Genomic DNA, 20,656 nt, shown 5'->3' on the forward strand with positions numbered 1-20,656 from the left:
GATTCGCTTATCGGCACACCGGCTGACGAATTCAATGGTTTTGGCCCTCCTTGTCTAAGATCCCGCTACAGGTCCCGCAGCTTGCTGGTTCACACGTTAGAGGACGCCCCGAGCAAAAACGTTGCAAGGGCATTGGTTACGAACTGTTTCTGCTCGACGATCGACAGATGGGCGGCGTCGGGCACGATTTCCAGCCGGGCACCGGCGATGCCGCTGGCGATGCGTCGCGCGACGGCCGGCGGCGTGGAGGGATCGTTTTCCCCGACCAGCACCAGGGTCGGCGCGTCGATTTCCGACAGTTTGGCTCGCACGTCGAACGCGGCCAGCGCTTCGCAGGCGGCCGCGAAACCCTCAGGATGCGCCTTGGCCACCAGCGCGCGAACGCGTTCCGATGCCTCGGGGTGGCGCTTGCGGAAGCGCTCGCCCAGCCAGCGCTCGAGCGTGCCGTCGGCAAGCGCCTTCATGCCCCGTTCGCGTGCCTGCGTGGCGCGCTGGCGAAACACCTTCGCGTCGGCGTCGTCGTAACCGGCCGTGGTGTCGATCAACGTCAGGCTGGCGATGCGCTCCGGCGCATCGAGCGCGACTTGTTGCGCGACGGCACCGCCCATCGAAATGCCGACGAAGTGCGTTTGTGGGATTTCCAGCGAATTGAGCAATGCGGTCGCGTCGGCGGCCAGTTGTTCGATGGTGTAAGGGCCGGCGGGGACGTCGCTGCGGCCATGGCCGCGGCTGTCGTATCGGAGCACCCGGAAATGGGCCGCGAGGTCGGGCACCAGATCGTCCCAGATCGTGAGATCCGCGCCCAGCGGATGCGCGAGCGTCACCCACGGACCGTGGCCTTCCACCGCGTAATGAATCGATGCACCGTTGGCACTGACTTTCATGGTGAGCGGTCCCCCAAATCTCGTCGATGCGTTGGCGAAGTGGCGTAGGTGCAGTGGGATGTTTCTGATTATGTCAGGAACCTTGGACTTCTGCTGGCGAACCGTAGTAGCACGACAACACTGCGCCGCGCCGCGGTGCGACGTGCACATCGCTCGAAATTCTAACGAATGGGGGCGCGGGGTTTAGCGCCCCGGAGGTCCGAGCCGAGCCGGCTCAAGGCGACGATTGCTGTGTGAAGACCAGTTCGAATTCGTTGCCCGACGGCTCGGTTTGCTTGACGCGCACCGGCATCCAGTTGAGCGATGGCGCGAGCCAGATGTCGACGCGTCGCTCGTCACCCGCCTTACGCGGCAACCGCGTGAAGTGGCGGGTCTCGACATAGCCCTGCGGCGTGCGCAAGGTTTCCTGGCCAACGTACTGCACTGGCCAGACTTCGCTGCTGTCCGTGTCGACCACCGTGAACTCGTGCGTCACGCCGACCTGTGCGTAGCGTTCCGGATTGCCTCTCGCATAGCTTGCCAGCTGCATCATCACGCTGAATCGGTCTTGGGCGCCGGGCGCGAGCGGCATGGACTGGCCGGAGCGCGAGAAGTGCAGCATCGGCGTGCCATCGCGATGGAAGTCACTGACGTATTCGGCGCGACGACCGCGTTTTTCCACATAACGAGATGGCGCAATGCCGTTCACGTCAAAACCGCCCTCGCTGATGAACTCGAACGTGCCGAAGAAGATGATCGGCACCGCCACGCGCAGACGGTAATGGCCGTTTGCGTTGACCCATTGCAGTTCGCCGGTCTGATTGCGCACGCCGTTCATGTACGCGTCGTACGCCATCGTGGCGGAGGGCGGCGGATCGAACCTGTCGCCATTGGCGGCGGCTGCCGTGAGCGGCGGGCCGGGCGGCGAGGTGGCTTGCGCGCTGCTGGCGGGCGCTCCAGACGTGTCGCCTTCGCTTGCGACGGTCTGCGAGGCCGCCTGCGGCCCGGGCGTGTTCGCCGTGGCCGGTGCGGCAAGCGTATTGGGGGCGGCCCGCGGCGCGGGGGGGGCGAGCTTGCGGGGGGGCGGCTTGACGGCCGGCTTGGGCGCTGACGGCGCGGGGAGTGCGGGCGGCGCCGGCGGTGCGGGAGGTGCGACAGGTTTGAGCGGAATCAGCGTGACCGGAATCTCGGGAATCGGCGTGTCTTCCATCGACGACCGGTCGCTCGCGACCCACAATGCGATGAGCCCGTGGACGGCGAGCACGGCGGCCATCACGCCCGCCCAGACGAATCCACGCGTGCGCCAAAGCCCGCGCTGGCGAGCCGCCGCTGACGGTGTCGGGCCAGCGGGCGGCAAGACCGCGTCCTGGGAATCGATGGGGGCCGGAGGCACGTTGGGCACTGCTTGGCAAAAGGAGCAATAAGGGCGAGACGGACAATGCGGGCGATTCCGACGTTTAGCGAGCGACGGCACGAGCCACAATCCACCGGAACGTCACGGGCTCAGGATCTCACATTGCGATGCACTCGGTTCGACAGATCGTGTCGGCGGCCGTTCAACGGGCGGGCGATGCCCTCAGGTAGAATCTTCGGCTTCACGCGCCATTCTATCGGGCCTCAGGTGGCCCGCAGACTCCATCCCATGAAACTCGCTACCCGCAAGGACGGCACCCGCGACGGCCAACTGATCGTCGTGTCGCGCGACCTGTCGAGCGCCTGCATTGCCGACGCCATCGCGCCCACATTGCAACGCGTGCTGGACGACTGGACGTTCTACGCGCCTCAGCTCCAGACGCTCTACACCGAACTCAATCACCAGCGTGCGCGAAACGCCTTCGCGTTCGATCCGGCCGAATGCATGGCGCCGCTGCCGCGCGCGTACCAATGGGCCGACGGCTCGGCCTATGTGAACCACGTCGAGCTGGTGCGCCGCGCACGCGGGGCCGACATGCCGCCCGAATTCTGGACCGATCCGCTCATGTACCAGGGCGGCAGCGATGACTTCCTTGGACCGACGGACGACATCGTCTGCGCGTCCGAAGACTTCGGCATCGACTTCGAAGGCGAGGTTGCCGTGGTGACGTCGGATGTGCCGATGGGCGCCACCCCGGCGCGCGCGCTCGAAGGCGTGCGTCTGTTGATGCTCGTCAACGACGTGAGCCTGCGCAACCTGATTCCCGCCGAACTGACCAAGGGGTTCGGCTTCTTCCAGAGCAAACCGGCAAGCAGCTTCTCGCCGGTGGCCGTCACGCCCGACGAGCTGGGCGATGCCTGGCACGCTGGCCGGGTGCACCGGCCGCTTACCGTGAAGTGGAACGACAAGAAGTTCGGTGCGCCCGAATGCGGCGAAGACATGGTGTTCGACTTCGGCCAACTCGTGGCGCACGTGTGCAAGACGCGCAATGTGCGCGCGGGCACCATCGTGGGCTCGGGCACGATCTCCAATAAGGATCGCAGTCGCGGCAGCGCATGCATTGCCGAGAAGCGCATGCTGGAGGCAATCGACAAGGGCGCGCCGGAGACCGCGTTCATGCGCTACGGCGATCGCGTGCGCATCGAAATGTTCGACGCGCAGGGCAAGTCGATCTTCGGCGCCATCGATCAGGCCGTTTCGCCGCTGGATGAGTGACTTCTTGTCGCCAACGCGGCGGGAAATGCCTGTGGGCCTTGAAAGTCGGCGTCCCGCGGACCTTTGCGGCGTTCGCGGCGATGCGTCAATAGGGTGAACCCGGATATGGCAGGGAATTCCGGCTCCGCTATGCTTTGTCTCCTTGAGTCGGTTCGCACCCCTATCGGGTCGGCGAACCGGCCCTAATTTTCGCCGGCGCGGCGCGAGGCCCCTTTTCCAGGGGGCCCGCGCAAGAGAAAAACCGAGCGCGGGCCAGACCAGATCAGGAGACTCTCCATGCGAAACCCCGTGCGCACTGCCCTGCTGGGTGCGATGTTGCTGGCGATGGCCGGCGGTGCTGCCGCTCAGGTCAAGATCGGCGTGAATATCTCGCTCACCGGGCCTGCCGCGTCACTTGGCATTCCCGAGCGCAACACGATCACCATGCTGCCGACCGAGATCGGTGGCCAGAAGGTCGAGTACATCATGCTCGACGACGCGTCGGACACCACGACCGCCGTTCAGAACACCAAGAAGCTCATCTCCGAGAATCATGTCGACGCCATCATCGGGTCGTCGATCACGCCGAACACGCTCGCGATGATCGACGTGATCGCCAGCGGCACGACGCCCACGATTTCGCTGGCATCGTCGGCCCGCATCATCGAACCGGTCGACGCCAAGCGTTATTGGATGTTCAAGACACCGCAGACCGACGCGCAGATGGCTTCAGCCATCGCCGAGCATGCGAGCCGTCATGGCGTGAAGACGATGGCGTTCATCGGTCAGGGGGACGCGCTGGGTGAAGCGTTCTACGAGGAAGTCGCCAAGTTCGCCGCGCTGCACAAGATCAAGATGGTCGCCAGCGAGCGCTTCGCCCGCACCGATCCGAGCGTGACGGGGCAGATCCTGAAGATCATGGCCGCGCACCCGGACGCCGTCGTCGTGGGCGCCGCCGGCACGCCGGCCGCGCTGCCGCCGAAGGCCTTGGCCGAGCGCGGCTACAAGGGGCTCGTGTATCACAACCACGGCGTGGGCAATAACGACTTCCTGCGCGTGTGCGGCAAGGATTGCAACAACACGTACCTGCCGGCGAGCCCGGTGCTCGTGGCGTCGCAACTGCCGAACGATCATCCGGCCAAGGCGGTGGCGCTCGACTACATCAAGAAGTACGAAGCCAAGTTCGGTGCTGGCACGGTGGCCGCCTTCGGTTCGTATGCATGGGATGCCGGCATTCTGCTCCAGCGCGCCATTCCGATCGCGCTGAAGACGGCCAAGCCGGGCACGCCGGAATTCCGCAAGGCGTTGCGCGACGCGCTCGAGACGAGCAAGAACATGCACGTCACGAATGGTGTGATCAACATGAGCCCGACCGATCACCTCGGCCTCGACCAGCGGGCCCGTGTGATGGTCGAAATCGAGAATGGCAAGTGGCAACTCGCGCCGTGAGTGCCGCGCGAAAGTTGTGAGTCCTGCCGATCTCGCATGACGGTGAGGCGGCCGACGCTGCGCGCATCCACCACAGATTGACCGTCGGTGGTATCGGCGTTGTCCGGTGCCGCCGTCTCCCCATCCCCGCTTGCGCGGGGATATTTTTTTGGAGCGGTAAGCCATGTCGCAAGACCCCTATCAACACTACCAGTCGCTGCAATTCAAGCGGCATCCCAATGGCGTACTCGAACTCATCATGGGCGCCGGGGCGAACAAGAGCGGCCTGTCGACGGCCGACCATCGCATGCACCAGGAACTGGCCGATGTGTGGCGCGACATCGATCGCGACACCGAGACGCGCGCGGTCGTCATTCGAGGCGAAGGCAAGGGGTTCTCCGGCGGCGGCGACCTGTCGCTCGTGGAAGACATGGCCGACGATTTCGCCGTGCGCGCCCGCGTGTGGCGCGAAGCGCGCGATCTCGTCTACAACGTGATCAATTGCAGCAAGCCGATCGTCTCCGCCATGCACGGCCCGGCCGTGGGGGCCGGGTTGGTCGCGGGCCTGCTCGCGGACATCTCGATTGCCGCGAAGACGGCGCGCATCATCGACGGCCATACGCGGCTGGGGGTTGCGGCGGGCGATCATGCCGCCATCGTCTGGCCGCTGCTCTGCGGCATGGCGAAGGCGAAGTACTACCTGCTGCTGTGCGAGCCGGTCACGGGCGAAGAGGCCGAGCGCATCGGGCTCGTGTCGCTTACCGTCGACGAGGCCGACCTGCTGCCGCGCGCGTTCGAAGTGGCCGACAAGCTGGCGCGTGGCTCGACCACGGCCATTCGCTGGACCAAGTACGCGCTCAACAACTGGTTGCGCAGCGCGGGGCCCTCGTTCGATGCGTCGCTCGCACTCGAATTCATGGGCTTCGCGGGGCCGGACGTGCGCGAAGGCATTGCGTCGCTGCGCGAGCGCCGCGCGCCGGATTACAGCGGCGACGCCCCGTTCTGACACACCACTGGCGCACGCTCGGCGTATGATCCATATCCATACGCCCTCCGCGCGCCGACGTGCGCGCAAAGGCGCTCAGGATGTGCGCGACTTGCCGGGATTGCCCCGCGGGCCGTGCGTCCCCGACCGTGACTGGAGACTGTAATGAGCGATTCGACGAGTGCCATGCCCAACGGCTTCGACATTCTCAAGAAGATGTGGGAAGCGTTCAGCCCGCCCGCGACATTCACCTCGCCGCTCACGCAGTTGATGCAGAGCGCGGCGCCATTGCTCGATCCCGACGAGATCGAGAATCGCATCGCCGAGATGCGTGCGGTGGAGCAGTGGCTCACGCTCAATCTGAATGTGCTGCGCTCGACGATCCAGGCCTTCGAAGTGCAACGGGCCACCTATGCCACGCTTCGCTCGTTCGGCACCGGCACCTTCGGCGCCGCGAGCGACGCGCAGGCGAGTGCGTCGCCGTTCGGACAGGCGGGCGCGGCGAACTTCTGGCGCTCGCCGTTTGCCGCCGGGGCGCCGGCGCAAGACGTCGAGCCGCAGGCGAGCGCACCGGAACCCGAGCCGGAACCGCAACCGGAACCCAAGGCGGCCGCGGCCGAGGAAGCCCCGGCGGGCGGCGACACACAGTCGCCGTTCGCGCAGGCGGGCAACGCTTATGGTGCGTTGGACCCGTCGCTTTGGTTCAACGCCATGCGCACGCAGTTCGACCAGATTGCCGCTGCTGCGCAGGCGGCCGGTGTATCTGCGGCACAAATGACGGAAGCCGCCGCGGCGCAAATGTCGGATGCCGCTGCCAAGGCGACGCAGAGCGCACCGGCAAAACCCGCAAAGCCCACGCAGGCGTCTGGCCAGGCCACGGCAAAGGCCGGCACCGCCAAGCGGGCGGCGGGTACGAGCAAGGCGGCGGGCAAGACCGCTGCCAAGCGTGCGCCGGCCAGCAAGACGCCGCCGGCGAAGTCGGCCGCGGCAAAAACGTCTGCCAAGACGTCGGCGAAGGCCGCGCCCGCCGCAGGCAAGACGCCGGGTAAACAGGCCGCCTGGAAGTGGTAGGGCGGTCGCACGAACGGCACATGCGGTAGACGCGACGACGGCTTCGGTCACGGCGATAGCGATAGCGACAACGACAACCACAACGTTGACCACGGCGGGAGGAGGCCCCCATGATTTCAGGCGAACGTACCGGCCTCGTCCTGATGGGCGGTGGCGCACGCGCGGGGTATCAGGTGGGCGTGCTGGCCGCGATCGCCGCGATCCAACGCGAGGTTCTGCCGTCGCGTCGCGCGATTCCGTTTCCCATTGTCTGTGGCACCTCGGCCGGCGCGATCAATGCTGCCGCGCTCGCGTCGCACGCCGACGATTTTCAGCATGGGGTCATGAAGCTGGACGCGGTGTGGCGTCAATTTCACGCCGGTCAGGTGTTCCGCGCGGACTCGCTGGGCATGGCGGGCACCGGGGCACGCTGGCTGGCGGCGCTTTCGCTCGGTTGGGCGCTGCGTCGCTCACCGCGCTCGCTGTTCGATTGGTCGCCACTCGGCGACATGTTGCGCAGTGCGATCCGTCTCGATCGACTGCCCGACGTGTTCGCGTCGGGGGCGCTCGAGGCTTTGTCGGTGACGGCGCTTTCGTACTCGTCGGGCAAGCATGTCACCTTCTACCAGAGCGCCGAGCCGATTCAGGCCTGGAAGCGTTCGCTGCGCCTGGCGCGCGCGGTGCCGCTGAGCGTGCAGCACTTGCTGGCATCGAGTGCGATCCCGTTTCTTTTCCCCGCCGTCGAGCTCGATCTCGACGGGCAGCCCGAGTATTTCGGCGACGGATCGATGCGCCAGATTGCGCCGCTCAGTCCACCGATCCATCTGGGCGCCACCCGCATCCTCATCATTGGCGCGGCGCACGGACAGTACGGACTCGACAGCAGCGGCGAGCGCATCGGTGGCTATCCCAGTCTGGCGCAGATCGGCGGGCAGGCGCTCGCAAGCGTGTTCATCGACGGCCTGTCGGCGGATCTGGAACGCCTCCAGCACATCAACAATGTGTTGCGGCATGTGCCCGAGGCGCAACGCGAATCCAGCGGCTGGCGGCCCATCGAGACGCTTTTGATCTCGCCAAGCCAGCGCATCGAGCCGATTGCAGCGCGTCATCTGCAGCAGTTGCCGCGGGCCGTTCGTACGATCCTCGGCGCGATCGGGGCGGACGAAGCGCGCGGCGCGGCCTTCGCCAGCTACCTGCTGTTCGAGTCGTCTTATACGCAGGAACTCATTGCGCTGGGCGAGGCCGACGCCTACGCGCAGCGCGACGCGATTGCCGCATGGCTCGTGGCGGAAGCGGATGGCACGAGCCCGCTCCATCGTGTCGAGGCCGGCGCGGTCGGGGGCGGCGGATTGCCGGCGAATTCACCGCTATCGGCGGAGTCGCCCGCCGCCGTGGCGGATACTGGCAAGCCGGCCGCATGAGTTGTTGTCCTCACTGATCCCGCCCCTATGTCGAAATCCACTGTTGCGTGTCCGTACCCGTCGACGTTCTGGCGCGATCCGGCGCTGCCGTTTCTCGAAGCGCGAGAGGTGCGCGATGGGCGTCGCGTCTGCTACGCGTTGCACAGCCATGAGACGTTTTCCATCGGCGCCGTGACGGGAGGGCGTAGTACCTATCGGAATGGTCGGGCACACGAGACGGTGGGCCGCGGCAGCGTTGTCGTGATGAACCCTGACGCGGTGCATGCTTGCAATCCCATTGACGACGAGGCGTGGGCCTATCGGATGCTGTTCGTCGACACGGCGTGGTTGCGCGAAACGCAGCGGGAACTGGGTTTCGGGCATGGACAGGATCTGCATTTGTTCGACCCGATGTCCGCTGACGATCCGGTGTTGTACCGGGGGCTTAACCGGCTCTATGACGTTTGCACCGACGCGACGCGCGACCGGCTTGAGCGCGAGAGCGTGGTGCAGCAGTTTTTCATCGACGTGCATGAGCGGTTGAACCCTGCGCCGCAACCGATGCGGGACGACTCGCACAAGCTGCGCCGCGCCGCCGATTTCATCCGTGCGCACTGCACAGAGGCGCTGACGCTTGCGCAGATTTGCGCGGCGGCGGGCCTGTCGGCGTCTTATCTGACACGCGTCTTTCGAGAGCAATACGGACTCACGCCGCACGCCTTTCTCATGGACCAGCGGATTCAATATGCACGGCGCCGACTGCGTCGTGGACATGCCATTGCCGAGGTGGCGCTCGATGCGGGCTTCGCGGACCAGGCGCATTTCCAACGCGCCTTCAAACAACGCCTCGCCACGACGCCGGGGCATTACCGGGAGCCGCACGCCGCGTGATTCGACGCCGCGAAGGCGCATGTTTCCTTAGCCGGTCGCGACAAGATACACGGCACTTCCCGCCAACAGCGCCGCCATCGCGCAGTTCAGACGCCGCACGCGCCGCGCGTCGCGCATGCGATGACGCAACATCGCACCCGCGGCGGCCCAGCATCCCACCGAGCACCAACAAACGACAAAGTAGATTGCCGCGAATTGCCAGATGCGCGCGGGATCACCTGCCGTGTACGCGCCCATTCCGGCCAGCGCCGCGAGCCAGGCTTTCGGATTGAGCCACTGCATGACGGCGCCTTTCGATAGGGTCGGGCCACGCTGCGTGTCGGCGTCGTTCAACACGCCGTTATCGATCGCCAGTTTGTAGGCCATATAAAGCAGGAACGCCACGCCGAACCACTGAATCGCGCGCATCAGTACGGGCATCCGGTGCAGTAACTCGTGCACGCCGAAGCCGACCGCAAAGAGCAACGCGACGAAGCCCACCGTCGCACCGGTCACGTGACGCAGGCTCGGTCCGAGGCCATAGCGCGCGCCCGCGCCCAGCGCCACGACATTGACCGGACCCGGCGAGATCGAAGCGGCCAGCGCGAACGCCGCCATTGAATAGAAAAGTGTCATCGGATCCCTCGATACTGAAGAAAGCGGGTGAAGCGAGGTTCCGAATGTAGGCGGCGACGGACGCCGTGTATTGAAGAAAACTGCCCTTTGGCAAATGGCCGTGTGCCGACGTCTCAACGAAACAGTCGATGGCGTAGCCAACGCAATAAACGTCCAAAGATGGGGAGCTTGACGTAGATATCTTCAGTGGCGTCCCAATAGTCGCGCTGATAGGCCACGCGTCCGTCCACAGCGAGACGCAGGTGCGATGCGCCATGAATGACCTGTTCGTCGTCAAGCCACCGTTTGGTATGGAAATGCAGATTCCACACCAGCAGCGCCTGATTGTGTTGCAGCAGCGTGGCGGTAAATTCAATGCGCGGCACGTCGACACGCTCGAATAGGTGCGTGAGCAGCGTCGCCACTTCGGCGGCGCTGCGCACCTCGTGCAGCGGCGTCTTGAGATAGACGTTGGGCGCGTAGAACTCGCCCAGATTCCCGACGCTTTGGCGGGTGAGGGTCTCGAAGTAGCGCGTCAGGCGCGTGAGCGCAGCCGCATGATCGATATCCATAGGCATGCTCGCGTGGGCGCCTGGACAGCGCGATTCGATGGACCCGTCCATGGCCGGGGCGGGGCCGCTCTCCGTCATCCCGGGCGCGCGGCGTCGGGATCGGCTTTCGGTCAATTATCAACGGCAACGCACGTTTGCACCGCGATGTTGCAGCGTGCGTGGCGCGGATGAGACACCCGACGGCGTCGGCCGCCCCGGCGACCTATCGCGCGTCGCTGATCAATTCGGCGCGAAGGTCGGGGGCACTGGTGCGCGGATCCAGCCATATGGCGAAAAAAGCACGGCCGAAGGCGTCGCCCGCGATTTGACCGATCAGTTTGCCGTCCGAGAAGAACCGCGTGCCGTCGCCGGGCAGGAACACGCCGGTCAAGTGCTGCCCGGCCGTCACGTCGGGCAGGATGCGCGCCAGTTCTTCGGCCCAGCGCTCCCGTTGCGCATCGGTGGCCACTTGCAGCTTGGTCATTTCGATCAGACTGCGCTGCACGAGCGTATGAGATTTGAAACTGCGCGCGTAGCGCAGATCGAGCACCAGCGGATGCGCACTCCAGTTCGCGCTGACGCGCTCGGCGCCTGAGAAGAGTTCCGCGTCGTAGAGATGAAAACCCAGGCGCGTGAAGGAGCCGTGGCCGACCAGATGGGCGGTGGGGATTTCTTGCGACGCGAGTTGCCCGGCGTCGAACGCCAGGGCGCCGGGGGCCGTTGCCACCGTCGCCAGAAAGCAGACGGTGCGTAGCCATGCGGCAAGTGCGGGACGAGTGGGCATGCTCGGCTCCTTATCGGTCAAGGATCCAGTCGAGTCGGTAGGCCCGTTGGCGGCGCATGGCTCGTTCTGCCGGTGCGCCGGCCGATACAACGTGTTGCGTATTTGCGACTGAGAACTTTCCTCAAAGCGCGGCGCGGAAAAAGGAAACGTCGGCGTCGGCAGGGATGGGGGCTGTCACCCGGTCGCACTTACGGAACGATTGATTTCAGCGTAGACCATCGGACGCCGCGCGCGCAGGCCCATGGCACAAGGGCAAACCCTGACGCGCTGCCGTGATGTCCGCATTCGCAGGCGTTGATGCTCAAGACGCCCAAGCGGCTGGCCACGCGCCGGGCTGGCCGCCGAAGGTGTGTCGGAAAGCCTGTCGCCCATTGAGCATAGGTGCTTTGCGTGACAATTTGACGGGCGTCAACATTACGACGCATTACTGTCACGCGAGGGGCGACGTTGGCGGGATTAAACGGCTTTTATGTTATGATTCAAGAGTTTGGCCATATTTTAGTAGGCTCGCTCTAAGCCATATCGCCAGGATGCGGCCAGATTACAGGCGTTAATTCGTCGTCCTTCAGCGACGGCAGGGTTCAAGACGTGAAGTCGGACGGCGGGGGCCGCCCACGACACGCTCACCGTTTTGTCTGTCGAAATTCGGCGTAAACTTTCACAATACTATCTTGAGTCCTGGTGTAAGGTCTCGCGACCTTGGGGGTAATTGAAATGAACGAAATGCTGTATCCCGAACTGTACAAGTCGTTGGAGGCAGTGCGTTGGAACATGGAGAAGGACATTCCGTGGGACAAGTTCGACGCAAGCCAACTCTCCGACGATCAGGCGCGCACCATCAAGATGAATGCCATCACGGAATGGGCGGCGCTGCCGGCCACCGAGATGTTTCTGCGCGACAACCGTGACGACAGCGATTTCTCCGCGTTCATGAGCGTTTGGTTCTTCGAAGAGCAGAAGCACTCGCTGGTGCTCATGGAATACCTGCGCCGCTTCCGCCCGGACCTCGTGCCGACCGAAGCCGAGCTGCACGCCGTGCGCTTCCCGTTCGATCCGGCCCCGCCGCTCGAGACACTGATGCTGCACTTCTGCGGCGAAATTCGCCTGAATCACTGGTATCGCCGTGCGGCCGAATGGCACACCGAGCCGGTCATCAAGGCCATCTACGAAATCATCTCGCGCGACGAAGCGCGTCATGGCGGCGCTTATCTGCGCTACATGAAGAAGGCACTGACGAGCTTCGGCGATAACGCGCGCGCCGCGTTCGCGAAGATCGGCGTGCTGATGGCGTCGGCGCGTCGCACCGAAAAGCCGCTGCACCCGACCAACCTGCACGTGAACAAGGACCTGTTCCCGAACGACACGGTGCAATCGCGTTTGCCGGAACCGGAGTGGCTCGAACACTGGCTCGACGAGCAAATCAAGTTCGACGACAGTTGGGAGAAGAAGGTCGTCGAGCGTATTCTGCACAACATGTCGTTGCTGTTCGAGCACACGTTCGCGACGGCGCAGGACTTGAACCGTTACCGCAAGGAAATCACCAGCCGTCTGGCGGCAGTGGCCGCACCGGCCGTAGCCACGGCATCGTAATCGCGCGTTCGGCGCCGACGGTTTCGACAGGAAAGGGGCTTCGGCCCCTTTTTTGTTGCCACATACGCGGCGTGGGACAATAGCGCATCTATTTCGAACGATCGTCATGTCCGCTTCCCAAGTCATTCCTCCGGCCGATTTCGAGGCCAAGATTCTCCCGCGCGAGGCGCTCGCCGCATTGGCGCCGACGCTGCCGCGACCGCTGGTGTTCACCAACGGCGTGTTCGACATCTTGCATCGCGGTCACGTGACCTATCTCGCGCAGGCGCGCGCGTTGGGGGCGTGCCTCATCGTCGGGGTGAACAGCGACGCCTCGGTGCGCACGCTCGGCAAAGGCGACGACCGGCCGATCAATAATGAAAACGACCGCGCCGCACTGCTGGCGGCGTTGCAAAGCGTCGACTATGTCGTGACGTTCGGCGAATCGACGCCCGAGGCGCTGATTGCCGCCGTGCGTCCCGACATTCTCGTCAAAGGCGGCGACTACGAGATGGACACGCTGCCGGAGTCTGCGCTCGTGCGTGGCTGGGGCGGCAAGGCGTTGGCCATTCCGTTCGAACATCAGCGCTCGACGACGTCGCTGCTCAAGAAGGTGCGCGCCCAATCATGAATCTGGCCCCGCTCGTTGAAGTCACGCGCGGCGCGATGGGCGTCGATACCGTCGAGTGCGTGCATTACGGCGCCGTAGCGGTGGTCGACGCGCAAGGGCACTTGCGATACGCCGCAGGCGACCCGTCGTTTCTGACGTTTTCGCGCTCCACGCTCAAGCCCTTTCAGGCGCTGCCGTTCGTCGAGGGCGACGGCGTCGCGCATTTCGGTCTGACGCAGCCGGAGCTGGCGCTACTGTGCGCGAGCCACTCCGGTGAGGCGTTTCACGTCGATGGTGTGAAAAGCCTACTGAGCAAGGCGGGTTGCGACGAGCATCATTTGCAGTGCGGCTGTCACATGCCGACGTTTTACTCCGCCACCGGAAAACGTGCCCCGGCGGATCTGAAGCCGACGTCGCTGCATCACAACTGTTCGGGCAAGCATGCGGGCTTTCTCGCGTATTGCGCGCAGCACGGCTTGCCGCTCGATACCTACCTGGATCCGGCGCATCCGCTGCAACAGGCGATTCGCGCACGCGTCGGCGATGTCGTCGGCGTGAAGGGCGAGACGCTGGCGTTGGGCATCGACGGATGCTCCGCGCCGAACTACGCGTTGCCGCTCGACAGGCTCGCTGCCGCGTACGCCCGACTCGCCGCGAGCGACGACGCGGCACTCTCGACCTTGTTCGCCGCCATGACGCAGCAGCCGGAGATGGTGTCCGGCACGGCGCGCAACGATCTGGCGTTCATGCGCATGGCGCCCGGGGACTGGGTGGCCAAGATCGGCGCCGATGGCGTGCAGACGATCGGCGTTCGCTCGGCGGGCCTGGGCATTGCCATCAAAGTTGTCGACGGCAATATGCGTGCGCTATATACCGCAGCGGTGGCCGTACTCAAGGCTCTCGGGTTGGTCGAGTCGCCCGAGGCGACCGGACTGGCGCCGTGGGTGTCGCCGATCGTCAAGAACGCACGGGGTATCCAGACCGGGATTGTGCGGCCGGTCGTGTCGTTGAAGCGCGTCGGCTGAGCCAGGCGCAGGCCGGTTCAATTACCCCGGCGCGCTACCGGCCGGGGCGGGGCATGTCCGCACCCACTGCGCCGTCCATTGTTGTGTCACGACGCCGCGAATCTGGGCGGCCGCGTTCGCGTTGATGCCGACAATCCGGTAGACGATCCGGCTCTTGGCATTGGGCCTTTCGCTCAGTTGCGGCGTGATGCCTCGCTTCTGCGCGGCGGTCATCAAGCGCACCGCACGCTCCTTGTCGTTGAACAGTCCGAGCGAGACGACGAGCGTCGAGCCTTCGCCGTTGAGCAGGAAATACTCCGTCACCCCTGCTGCACGCAATTGCGCAACCTGTTTATCGGCGGCGGGTTTGTTGGGCACCGGATCGAGATGTACCCAGTACCGCTTGTCGAGCGCCACCGATTGAATGTCACCTTGCCCTGAAGGCAGCGCGGCGAGCAAAAGGCCGCGCGCTTGCTGCGCGTCGTTGGCGGCGAACGGGCCGACTTCCAGACAGATGGGCGCGACCTTCGCGGCGGCGGCCTGCGAAGCCGCCGCATCGCCCGATACCGCGTTCGTTGTCGCGGCGGCGACGGCCCGGCTTGCGGCCATCGTCGTCAATGCCGACTCGGACGTTCCGGGGCTGGAAGACCCTGCCGATGCGGCGGTCGCCCCTGAAGCGCCTGAAGCGCCGGCCGACGTCGCCGCTCCTGAGGCTTGCGATTCGTGTCTCCCGCCCGACGCACCGACAGGGAGGGAGGCGGCGGGCGACTGACCGCTGATCGTTGCTCCGGTCAAGCGGATTCGCTCCGGTTCGAGTTGCCTTTCGACCCGCGCCGGTTCGCGGCCGGTGGCAGGCAGCACATCGTGCCATTTCAGCCAGCCGAACTGCACAGCGGCGAGTGCTGCATTCGCCGCGAGAAACATGACAAGCAACAGCGCACGCAACATCTCAAGCACCCCCGGGGGATGGATCGGCATCTTGCGATGGGGATACCGAAATATCGGTCATGTGGGGGGCGGATGTCGCGCTCGCCGCTGCGCCGCACTCGGCAGCCCGAAGCGCCACCTCGTATAAGCCGGCCGGTACCAGTTGATCGTGTTCGGTAACGGGCATGGTCAGGGTGTGCGCGAGCGCCTGGCGTGCGCCGCCCGAGAGCACGCAACGCACGGGTGCGCCGAGTTGTGCCTGCAGTTGTGCGTGACTGCGCTCGACCAGGCCGGCTTGCGCCGCGGCGCATCCGCGCAGGATGGCATCGGTCGTGCTGCATGCGAATGCTTGTCCGCCGGTTGGCATGGTGGCGTCGAGCGTCGGCAATTGTGCGGTACCGTGGGCCAGCGACTGGAGCATCAGTGCGGGCCCCGGGGCGATCAGCCCGCCGAGATAATCGCCGTCGGCACACAAGGCTTCGACGGTGGTGGCCGTGCCCAACGTGACGATCAGCAGATGTTCGCCCGGCCACGCGGCGTGCGCGCCGATCAGGCTGGCCCAGCGGTCGCTGCCGAGCTGTGTGGGGACTTGATAACCATTGCGCACCCCCGCTCGCGATTCGCTGGCGCGCAAGACCTGCAGCCAATCGGTCGACGCCACGCCCCACAGCGTTTGCAGTGTCATGCGCACGGCTTGTTCCGCGGGTTCGCCCGCCACATTGGCAAGCCAGACACCCGCGGGTGCAGGGCAGACGAAGCTTTCGTCCTGTCGGCCCTGGCCGGTGGCGAGCGGTGCCATGTTCGGCGCGAAGTGAGCCTCTCCCGAGCCCGAGACCAGCGCGGCCCAGCCCGCGCGAATTTGCGTGGCGAGCGTGCGCCATTCGGCGTGATCGACCGCACCGCTGGCCAGAAAGGACGGCGCCGCTGCGCTCCAACCCTCTGGGCGCACGGCCGGCGCAAGCGCCCATTTGATCCGGCTGTTGCCGGCATCGACGAGCAGCCAAGGTGCACCGTCAGCGCTGCTTGCGCCCTGTGTGTCGAGGCTGCCGCGCGATGTCTTCGCAAGGCGAGTGTCCGCCGCCGTTGCCGCGGACTTCGCGGTGTCCACCGGTCGTGGGGGCGGCGTCTGTCGGGCGGCGCTCATCCACGGCCCCGTTGGGCGTCACGCGTGCCGGACGCATCGAGCAATCGCACGGAGACTTCTCCGCTGGCAATCGTGCGCTCGCCGTCAGGGGTCGCGACGCGCAGCCGACCTTGCGAGTCGACGCCGAGCGCCACGCCCTGCAACAGATCGCGACCATTTTCGATGACGCGAATCGACGCTCCGCCATAGGCGTGCATGGCTTCCCAGTCGTCACGGAAGACACCGAAACGATGCACGGCGAAGCGATTCAGCATGGTGGCGAGACGCTGGACCAATACGATCAACACCGTCGACATATCCGGATCGACCAGCACCGATTCGAGCGCCGCCGGCGGCGTGACCGGCACGGCGGCAGATGAGGTCGTGCCGTCGTCGGAAGGCGCGGCGTTGTCGATGCGGGCGGCGACGTCCGCAGCCCGCCGAAGATTGACCCCGATGCCGATCACGACGCCGATGCGGCCCGGTCCGGCCGGGAGCGTCTCGATCAGGATGCCCGCCAGCTTGCCGCCGCGCAGCAGCACATCGTTGGGCCATTTGAGGCCGAGCGCGTGCGGCGCGGACAGCGGCAGATCCGAAAGCCCTTCCACCACCGCGACGCCCGTCGCAAGCGACAACCCGGCCAGTTCGGCCGGTCCGCCAGGCATCGTATAGGCGAGCGAAAACGTCAGGCTGTCGCCCGGCACGCTCTGCCATGCGCGGCCACGTTGTCCGCGACCGCCCGTCTGGCGCATCGCGGCGCGCAGCAGGGGCGCGCACGACGCGTCCCGGCGAAGGCGGGTCAGCAGATCGAGGTTCGTGGAGCCCGTGGTCTCGACCACGTCGATCTGCCAGTCGCGGCAAGTGGCGGCCAGCGCCGAGCGAATTCGGTCGCCATCGAGCTGCCGGGATGCGGTGTCGCGCGACGGCTCGCCACCCGCGTCGGCGGGGCGTTCAGACGAATCCGCCGCCATAGGGGCGAGGGGGGCGTTCGGCGAGGAGAGCGCGGCTTTATTCATGGTTGCTATTGTAGCGGCGAGGCCGGCGCCGCGCCGGTCTGCACTGCCGTCGTCCCCGTTTTTCGGTATTGTCCGAGGACCCGATCGGCCAGCGCCGACGCGTTTTCAGCCTGCGCCGGGTTGCCATCGACCGGTCGCCCCTGTACCGTACAATGACCGCGTTTTGCCGGATTTCGACGAGTTTGTCGCCAGGAGATCGTCTGTTTTGAACCTCGATGCCGTGCCCACTCTGGAGCTGACCACCACGGCGCAAGGCCCGGTGGTCATGCTGCACGGCCTGTGGACAGCGCTCGCCCTCTCGCAGCGCAAGAAGACGCTGCTGCGCCTGGTCGATTCGCTGCCGCAGGGCGACCTGGCGTGGGACCTGACCCGCGTCGAACGGCTCGACCACGTCGGCGCGCAGGCGCTGTGGCGCTATTGGCAACGTCGGTTTCCCGAGCGCGTCGCGCTTACGCCGACACAGCGGGCGCTCTTCGATCACCTCGCCGAATTCGATCGCTCGCGACAGAGTCCGGCGCCCACCCGCCGCCTCGATCCGATCAGCCGGCTGGGGGCGTCGCTCTTCACGCTGGGCGAGCATTTGCGCGACGGCGTCACGATGTTCGGACGCTTCGTGATCGACCTCGGCCGCGTCATTCGTCATCCGGTTCGCGCGCCATGGCTGGAGATGTCCGCCAATATCTACAGCGCGGGGGCCAAGGCACTCGGTATCACGGCGCTGGTGGCGTTTCTGATCGGCATCGTGTTGTCCTATCTGTCGGCCCAGCAACTCAAGCTGTATGGGGCGAGCACGTTCATCGTCAACATCCTCGGTCTCGCCGTGATCCGCGAACTCGGCCCGGTGCTTTCCGCGATTCTCGTGGCGGGTCGCTCGGGGTCGGCCATCACCGCCCAGCTCGGCGTGATGCGCGTGACCGAAGAACTCGACGCGATGCGCGTAATGGATATTCCGCACGGGTTGCGGCTCGTTCTGCCGAAGGTCATTGCGCTGGCCATTGCCATGCCGCTGCTGGTCATGTGGACAAACATCATCGCGCTGCTCGGCGGCGCGCTCGCGGCAAAGTACGAACTCGGTATCGGACTGCGCTACTTCTTCACCACGTTGCCCAATGCCGTGCCCATCGCCAATCTCTGGATCGGCCTGGGAAAAGGGGGCGTCTTCGGCATGCTGATCGCACTCGTGGCCTGCCATTTCGGCATGCGGGTCAAACCGAACACGCAGAGCCTGGGGGAGGGCACGACTCAGTCCGTGGTGACCTCGATCACCGTCGTGATTCTGGCCGATGCCATCTTCGCGATTCTGTTTCGCAACACGGGGATCGGCTGATGTCCCAATCCCCCGTGCCCGATCGGGCCCCAGCGCTCGCCACGTCGGCCGTCGCGGCCGCTCCCGCCGCGCAGGCTTACGCCAGCGATGTGATATCCGGCGCCGCGGCGGGTTGTCCGCCTGTGTCGTCAAGCCTGCCGGGCGACGCCGACCCGGTGATCGAGGTGCACGATCTCACGAAGCGCTACGGTACGCACACGATTCATGAGCATCTGGATCTCACCGTACGGCAAAGCGAGATCATTGCGCTTGTCGGCGGCTCAGGCTCGGGCAAGACCACGCTGATTCGCCAGATCATCGGGCTGGAGTCGCCGACCACTGGCCACATCAGCGTCTTCGGTCACGACATCACGACGATCGATCGGCGCAGCGCGCACCTGCTGCGCCGCCGCTCGGGCATGTTGTTTCAGCGCGGTGCACTGTTCTCCGCGATGACGGTGTTCGACAACATTGCGCAACCGCTGCGCGAACTGCACACGCTCTCGGAAGATCTGATTCGCGATGTCGTGATGTACAAGCTCGAGATGGTGGGGCTGTCGGGGCGCATGGCCAACCGCATGCCGTCGGAGCTGTCGGGCGGGATGATCAAGCGCGTTGGGATCGCGCGGGCCATTGCGCTGGAGCCGGAACTGCTCTTTCTCGACGAGCCCACGGCTGGGCTTGATCCGCAGGCGTCAGACGAGTTCGTGGACATGATTCGCGGCCTGCACCGCTCGCTGGGCCTGACCGTCGTCATGGTCACGCATGATCTGGACACGGTGATGATGCTCGCCACGCGCGTGGCGGTGCTCGCCGAGCGTCGGGTGCTCGTCAATGCGCCGGTGGAAGACGTGGTCCGTGTCGATCACCCGTTCATCCACAGCTTCTTCCTCGGTGAACGCGGCAGACGCGCGTTGCTCGCGTTGCCTGCGGCGCGGCGCGCCAAGATTTCGGAGTTACTCGACGATGGAAAATAAATCGCACGCTTTCATGGCGGGCCTCTTCACGCTGGTGTTGCTTGCCGCTGTCGCCGCGTCGGTGTACTGGTTCAATCGCGACAATCGTGTGCGCCTTCCCTACGATCTGGTCTCGCACACCAACGTGACCGGACTCAATCCGGAATCCGCCGTGCGGTATCGCGGTCTGTCCGTCGGGAAGGTCGAGTCGATCAAGTTCGACCCGCGCACGCCTGGGCAGATTCTGATCCGCATTCTCGTGAACGAAGGCACGCCGATGACCCGGTCGACGTTCGCCACGTTGAGCTATCAAGGGGTTACGGGGCTGGCCTTCGTACAACTGGACGACGACGGGCATGACCGAACGTTGCTGCCGTCGTCCGAGAAGCACGTCGCGCAATTGCGACTGCGCCCGAGTTTTGTGGACGAACTGCAGCGGCGCGGCAACAACCTGGTACATCAGCTCGAAGAGGCAACGTCTTCGGTCAATACGCTGTTGTCGCCCGACAACCGGCAGGCCATGCTCGATTCGATCAACAGCGTGAAGGCCGCGGCGCAAAGCGTGGATCGCGTGGCGCAGCAGCTCGAGCCCGTCACGGCGCAGTTGCCGGACACCGTGCGCGAACTCACCGGCACGCTTGCCGGGGCCCATCGTCTGACCGATCAATTGACCGATCCTCAGGGGCCGCTCGTGCGCAACCTGGATAGCGTGGGACGCGCGGCCGATCAGGCGGCGTCGAGTCTGGCGGCGTTCCAGGGAACGATGGAAACATTCGAAGGGTCGCTGCAACAGGAAGCGCTGCCGCGCCTGAACACGCTCTCGGACGATCTGCGCTTCACGACGCAGGCGGTCGGGCAAGCGGCCGAGACGATCAATCGCAATCCGCGCGCGCTGCTCTTCGGCACGTCGCCGCCGCCGCCCGGTCCGGGCGAAGCGGGTTTTTCGTGGCCCGGGGGAGAACGTCAATAATGCGCAACACCGTCATGCAAG

General features: G+C 65.4%; 19 protein-coding genes and 1 pseudogene. 12 read left to right on the forward strand and 8 right to left on the reverse strand.

The window, feature by feature from the left end; all coding sequences use genetic code 11:
* Positions 1–89: 89 nt before the first annotated feature.
* Entirely contained in the window at positions 90–884 is a 795-nt protein-coding gene (gene pcaD / locus OYT13_RS02005) for a 3-oxoadipate enol-lactonase (protein WP_017232001.1), read from the reverse strand.
* Between the two features lie 214 nt (positions 885–1,098).
* Positions 1,099–2,256 (reverse strand): DUF3108 domain-containing protein, encoded by a 1,158-nt coding sequence (locus OYT13_RS02010; RefSeq protein ID WP_261939331.1) that lies wholly within the window; start codon positions 2,254–2,256, stop codon positions 1,099–1,101.
* Between the two features lie 249 nt (positions 2,257–2,505).
* On the opposite strand from OYT13_RS02010, the gene OYT13_RS02015 reads away from it, so the two are divergent.
* The 6 genes from OYT13_RS02015 to OYT13_RS02040 all read left to right on the forward strand — a co-directional run bounded on the left by OYT13_RS02015 (position 2,506) and on the right by OYT13_RS02040 (position 9,225).
* A complete protein-coding gene (locus OYT13_RS02015) occupies positions 2,506–3,492 on the forward strand; it encodes a fumarylacetoacetate hydrolase family protein (RefSeq protein WP_268567180.1) in 987 nt (328 codons plus the stop codon).
* 276 nt (positions 3,493–3,768) lie between these two features.
* Positions 3,769–4,920 (forward strand): ABC transporter substrate-binding protein, encoded by a 1,152-nt coding sequence (locus tag OYT13_RS02020; protein WP_017233771.1) that lies wholly within the window; start codon positions 3,769–3,771, stop codon positions 4,918–4,920.
* Positions 4,921–5,083: 163 nt separating this feature from the next.
* Positions 5,084–5,905, forward strand: a complete 822-nt coding sequence (locus OYT13_RS02025) for an enoyl-CoA hydratase/isomerase family protein (protein WP_150562221.1) — start codon at positions 5,084–5,086, stop codon at positions 5,903–5,905.
* A 144-nt stretch (positions 5,906–6,049) separates the two neighbouring features.
* Complete coding sequence (locus OYT13_RS02030; protein ID WP_268567181.1) at positions 6,050–6,955, forward strand: PhaM family polyhydroxyalkanoate granule multifunctional regulatory protein; 906 nt, start codon at positions 6,050–6,052, stop codon at positions 6,953–6,955.
* A gap of 110 nt (positions 6,956–7,065) precedes the next feature.
* A complete protein-coding gene (locus OYT13_RS02035; RefSeq protein ID WP_017233768.1) occupies positions 7,066–8,355 on the forward strand; it encodes a patatin-like phospholipase family protein in 1,290 nt (429 codons plus the stop codon).
* A 27-nt stretch (positions 8,356–8,382) separates the two neighbouring features.
* Positions 8,383–9,225 carry an AraC family transcriptional regulator gene (locus OYT13_RS02040; protein ID WP_150562223.1) on the forward strand — a complete coding sequence of 281 codons (843 nt, stop codon included), beginning with the start codon at positions 8,383–8,385 and terminating at the stop codon, positions 9,223–9,225.
* A gap of 27 nt (positions 9,226–9,252) precedes the next feature.
* Here the strand turns inward: OYT13_RS02040 and OYT13_RS02045 are convergent, their stop codons facing one another.
* From OYT13_RS02045 to OYT13_RS02055, 3 genes are all read right to left on the reverse strand, one after another.
* Positions 9,253–9,840, reverse strand: a complete 588-nt coding sequence (locus OYT13_RS02045) for a LysE family translocator (protein ID WP_268567182.1) — start codon at positions 9,838–9,840, stop codon at positions 9,253–9,255.
* A gap of 113 nt (positions 9,841–9,953) precedes the next feature.
* Positions 9,954–10,391, reverse strand: a complete 438-nt coding sequence (locus tag OYT13_RS02050) for a nuclear transport factor 2 family protein (protein ID WP_017233765.1) — start codon at positions 10,389–10,391, stop codon at positions 9,954–9,956.
* Between the two features lie 202 nt (positions 10,392–10,593).
* On the reverse strand, positions 10,594–11,154 hold the full coding sequence (locus OYT13_RS02055) for a chalcone isomerase family protein (RefSeq protein ID WP_261939325.1): 561 nt from the start codon (positions 11,152–11,154) through the stop codon (positions 10,594–10,596).
* 723 nt (positions 11,155–11,877) lie between these two features.
* Here OYT13_RS02055 and OYT13_RS02060 point away from each other — a divergent pair.
* From OYT13_RS02060 to OYT13_RS02070, 3 genes are all read left to right on the forward strand, one after another.
* Positions 11,878–12,744 (forward strand): hypothetical protein, encoded by an 867-nt coding sequence (locus OYT13_RS02060; RefSeq protein WP_026131919.1) that lies wholly within the window; start codon positions 11,878–11,880, stop codon positions 12,742–12,744.
* A 106-nt stretch (positions 12,745–12,850) separates the two neighbouring features.
* Positions 12,851–13,354: a D-glycero-beta-D-manno-heptose 1-phosphate adenylyltransferase gene (rfaE2, locus tag OYT13_RS02065; RefSeq protein WP_017233762.1), complete on the forward strand. Its 504-nt coding sequence runs from the start codon at positions 12,851–12,853 to the stop codon at positions 13,352–13,354.
* Positions 13,351–14,358, forward strand: coding sequence for an asparaginase (locus tag OYT13_RS02070; protein WP_017233761.1), 1,008 nt, complete (start codon positions 13,351–13,353; stop codon positions 14,356–14,358). The genes rfaE2 and OYT13_RS02070 overlap by 4 nt, the downstream gene beginning before the upstream one ends.
* Before the next feature lie 21 nt (positions 14,359–14,379).
* Here the strand turns inward: OYT13_RS02070 and OYT13_RS02075 are convergent, their stop codons facing one another.
* From OYT13_RS02075 to OYT13_RS02085, 3 genes and pseudogenes are all read right to left on the reverse strand, one after another.
* Positions 14,380–15,315, reverse strand: coding sequence for an SPOR domain-containing protein (locus OYT13_RS02075; RefSeq protein ID WP_268567183.1), 936 nt, complete (start codon positions 15,313–15,315; stop codon positions 14,380–14,382).
* Between the two features lie 58 nt (positions 15,316–15,373).
* Positions 15,374–16,408, reverse strand: a pseudogene (locus tag OYT13_RS02080) (type III pantothenate kinase); the annotation flags it as partial.
* Entirely contained in the window at positions 16,405–17,403 is a 999-nt protein-coding gene (locus OYT13_RS02085) for a biotin--[acetyl-CoA-carboxylase] ligase (RefSeq protein ID WP_268567185.1), read from the reverse strand. The gene OYT13_RS02085 and the pseudogene OYT13_RS02080, both read right to left, overlap by 4 nt.
* A gap of 205 nt (positions 17,404–17,608) precedes the next feature.
* Here OYT13_RS02085 and OYT13_RS02090 point away from each other — a divergent pair, with 205 nt between their 5' ends.
* From OYT13_RS02090 to OYT13_RS02100, 3 genes are read left to right on the forward strand one after another with little or no spacing between them, the layout of a single operon-like run.
* Positions 17,609–18,730 (forward strand): MlaE family ABC transporter permease, encoded by a 1,122-nt coding sequence (locus OYT13_RS02090; protein WP_017233757.1) that lies wholly within the window; start codon positions 17,609–17,611, stop codon positions 18,728–18,730.
* Positions 18,730–19,686, forward strand: a complete 957-nt coding sequence (locus OYT13_RS02095) for an ABC transporter ATP-binding protein (protein ID WP_268567186.1) — start codon at positions 18,730–18,732, stop codon at positions 19,684–19,686. Before OYT13_RS02090 ends, OYT13_RS02095 begins: the two co-directional genes overlap by 1 nt.
* On the forward strand, positions 19,676–20,635 hold the full coding sequence (locus OYT13_RS02100; protein WP_026131916.1) for an MlaD family protein: 960 nt from the start codon (positions 19,676–19,678) through the stop codon (positions 20,633–20,635). Before OYT13_RS02095 ends, OYT13_RS02100 begins: the two co-directional genes overlap by 11 nt.
* The last annotated feature ends 21 nt before the right edge of the window (positions 20,636–20,656 follow it).

The sequence above is a fragment of the Pandoraea sp. XJJ-1 genome, from assembly GCF_026802345.1.
Lineage (GTDB): Bacteria > Pseudomonadota > Gammaproteobacteria > Burkholderiales > Burkholderiaceae > Pandoraea > Pandoraea cepalis.

Excerpts from the sequence above, each read along its gene's own strand:
- pcaD (WP_017232001.1), bottom strand. The coding sequence starts at position 884 with ATGAAAGTCAGTGCCAACGGTGCATCGATTCATTACGCGGTGGAAGGC.
- OYT13_RS02025 (WP_150562221.1), top strand. The coding sequence starts at position 5,084 with ATGTCGCAAGACCCCTATCAACACTACCAGTCGCTGCAATTCAAGCGG.
- OYT13_RS02095 (WP_268567186.1), top strand. The coding sequence starts at position 18,730 with ATGTCCCAATCCCCCGTGCCCGATCGGGCCCCAGCGCTCGCCACGTCG.
- OYT13_RS02020 (WP_017233771.1), top strand. The coding sequence starts at position 3,769 with ATGCGAAACCCCGTGCGCACTGCCCTGCTGGGTGCGATGTTGCTGGCG.
- rfaE2 (WP_017233762.1), top strand. The coding sequence starts at position 12,851 with ATGTCCGCTTCCCAAGTCATTCCTCCGGCCGATTTCGAGGCCAAGATT.
- OYT13_RS02040 (WP_150562223.1), top strand. The coding sequence starts at position 8,383 with ATGTCGAAATCCACTGTTGCGTGTCCGTACCCGTCGACGTTCTGGCGC.
- OYT13_RS02035 (WP_017233768.1), top strand. The coding sequence starts at position 7,066 with ATGATTTCAGGCGAACGTACCGGCCTCGTCCTGATGGGCGGTGGCGCA.
- OYT13_RS02075 (WP_268567183.1), bottom strand. The coding sequence starts at position 15,315 with ATGCCGATCCATCCCCCGGGGGTGCTTGAGATGTTGCGTGCGCTGTTG.
- OYT13_RS02045 (WP_268567182.1), bottom strand. The coding sequence starts at position 9,840 with ATGACACTTTTCTATTCAATGGCGGCGTTCGCGCTGGCCGCTTCGATC.
- OYT13_RS02070 (WP_017233761.1), top strand. The coding sequence starts at position 13,351 with ATGAATCTGGCCCCGCTCGTTGAAGTCACGCGCGGCGCGATGGGCGTC.
- OYT13_RS02100 (WP_026131916.1), top strand. The coding sequence starts at position 19,676 with ATGGAAAATAAATCGCACGCTTTCATGGCGGGCCTCTTCACGCTGGTG.
- OYT13_RS02085 (WP_268567185.1), bottom strand. The coding sequence starts at position 17,403 with ATGAATAAAGCCGCGCTCTCCTCGCCGAACGCCCCCCTCGCCCCTATG.
- OYT13_RS02015 (WP_268567180.1), top strand. The coding sequence starts at position 2,506 with ATGAAACTCGCTACCCGCAAGGACGGCACCCGCGACGGCCAACTGATC.
- OYT13_RS02050 (WP_017233765.1), bottom strand. The coding sequence starts at position 10,391 with ATGGATATCGATCATGCGGCTGCGCTCACGCGCCTGACGCGCTACTTC.
- OYT13_RS02030 (WP_268567181.1), top strand. The coding sequence starts at position 6,050 with ATGAGCGATTCGACGAGTGCCATGCCCAACGGCTTCGACATTCTCAAG.
- OYT13_RS02055 (WP_261939325.1), bottom strand. The coding sequence starts at position 11,154 with ATGCCCACTCGTCCCGCACTTGCCGCATGGCTACGCACCGTCTGCTTT.
- OYT13_RS02060 (WP_026131919.1), top strand. The coding sequence starts at position 11,878 with ATGCTGTATCCCGAACTGTACAAGTCGTTGGAGGCAGTGCGTTGGAAC.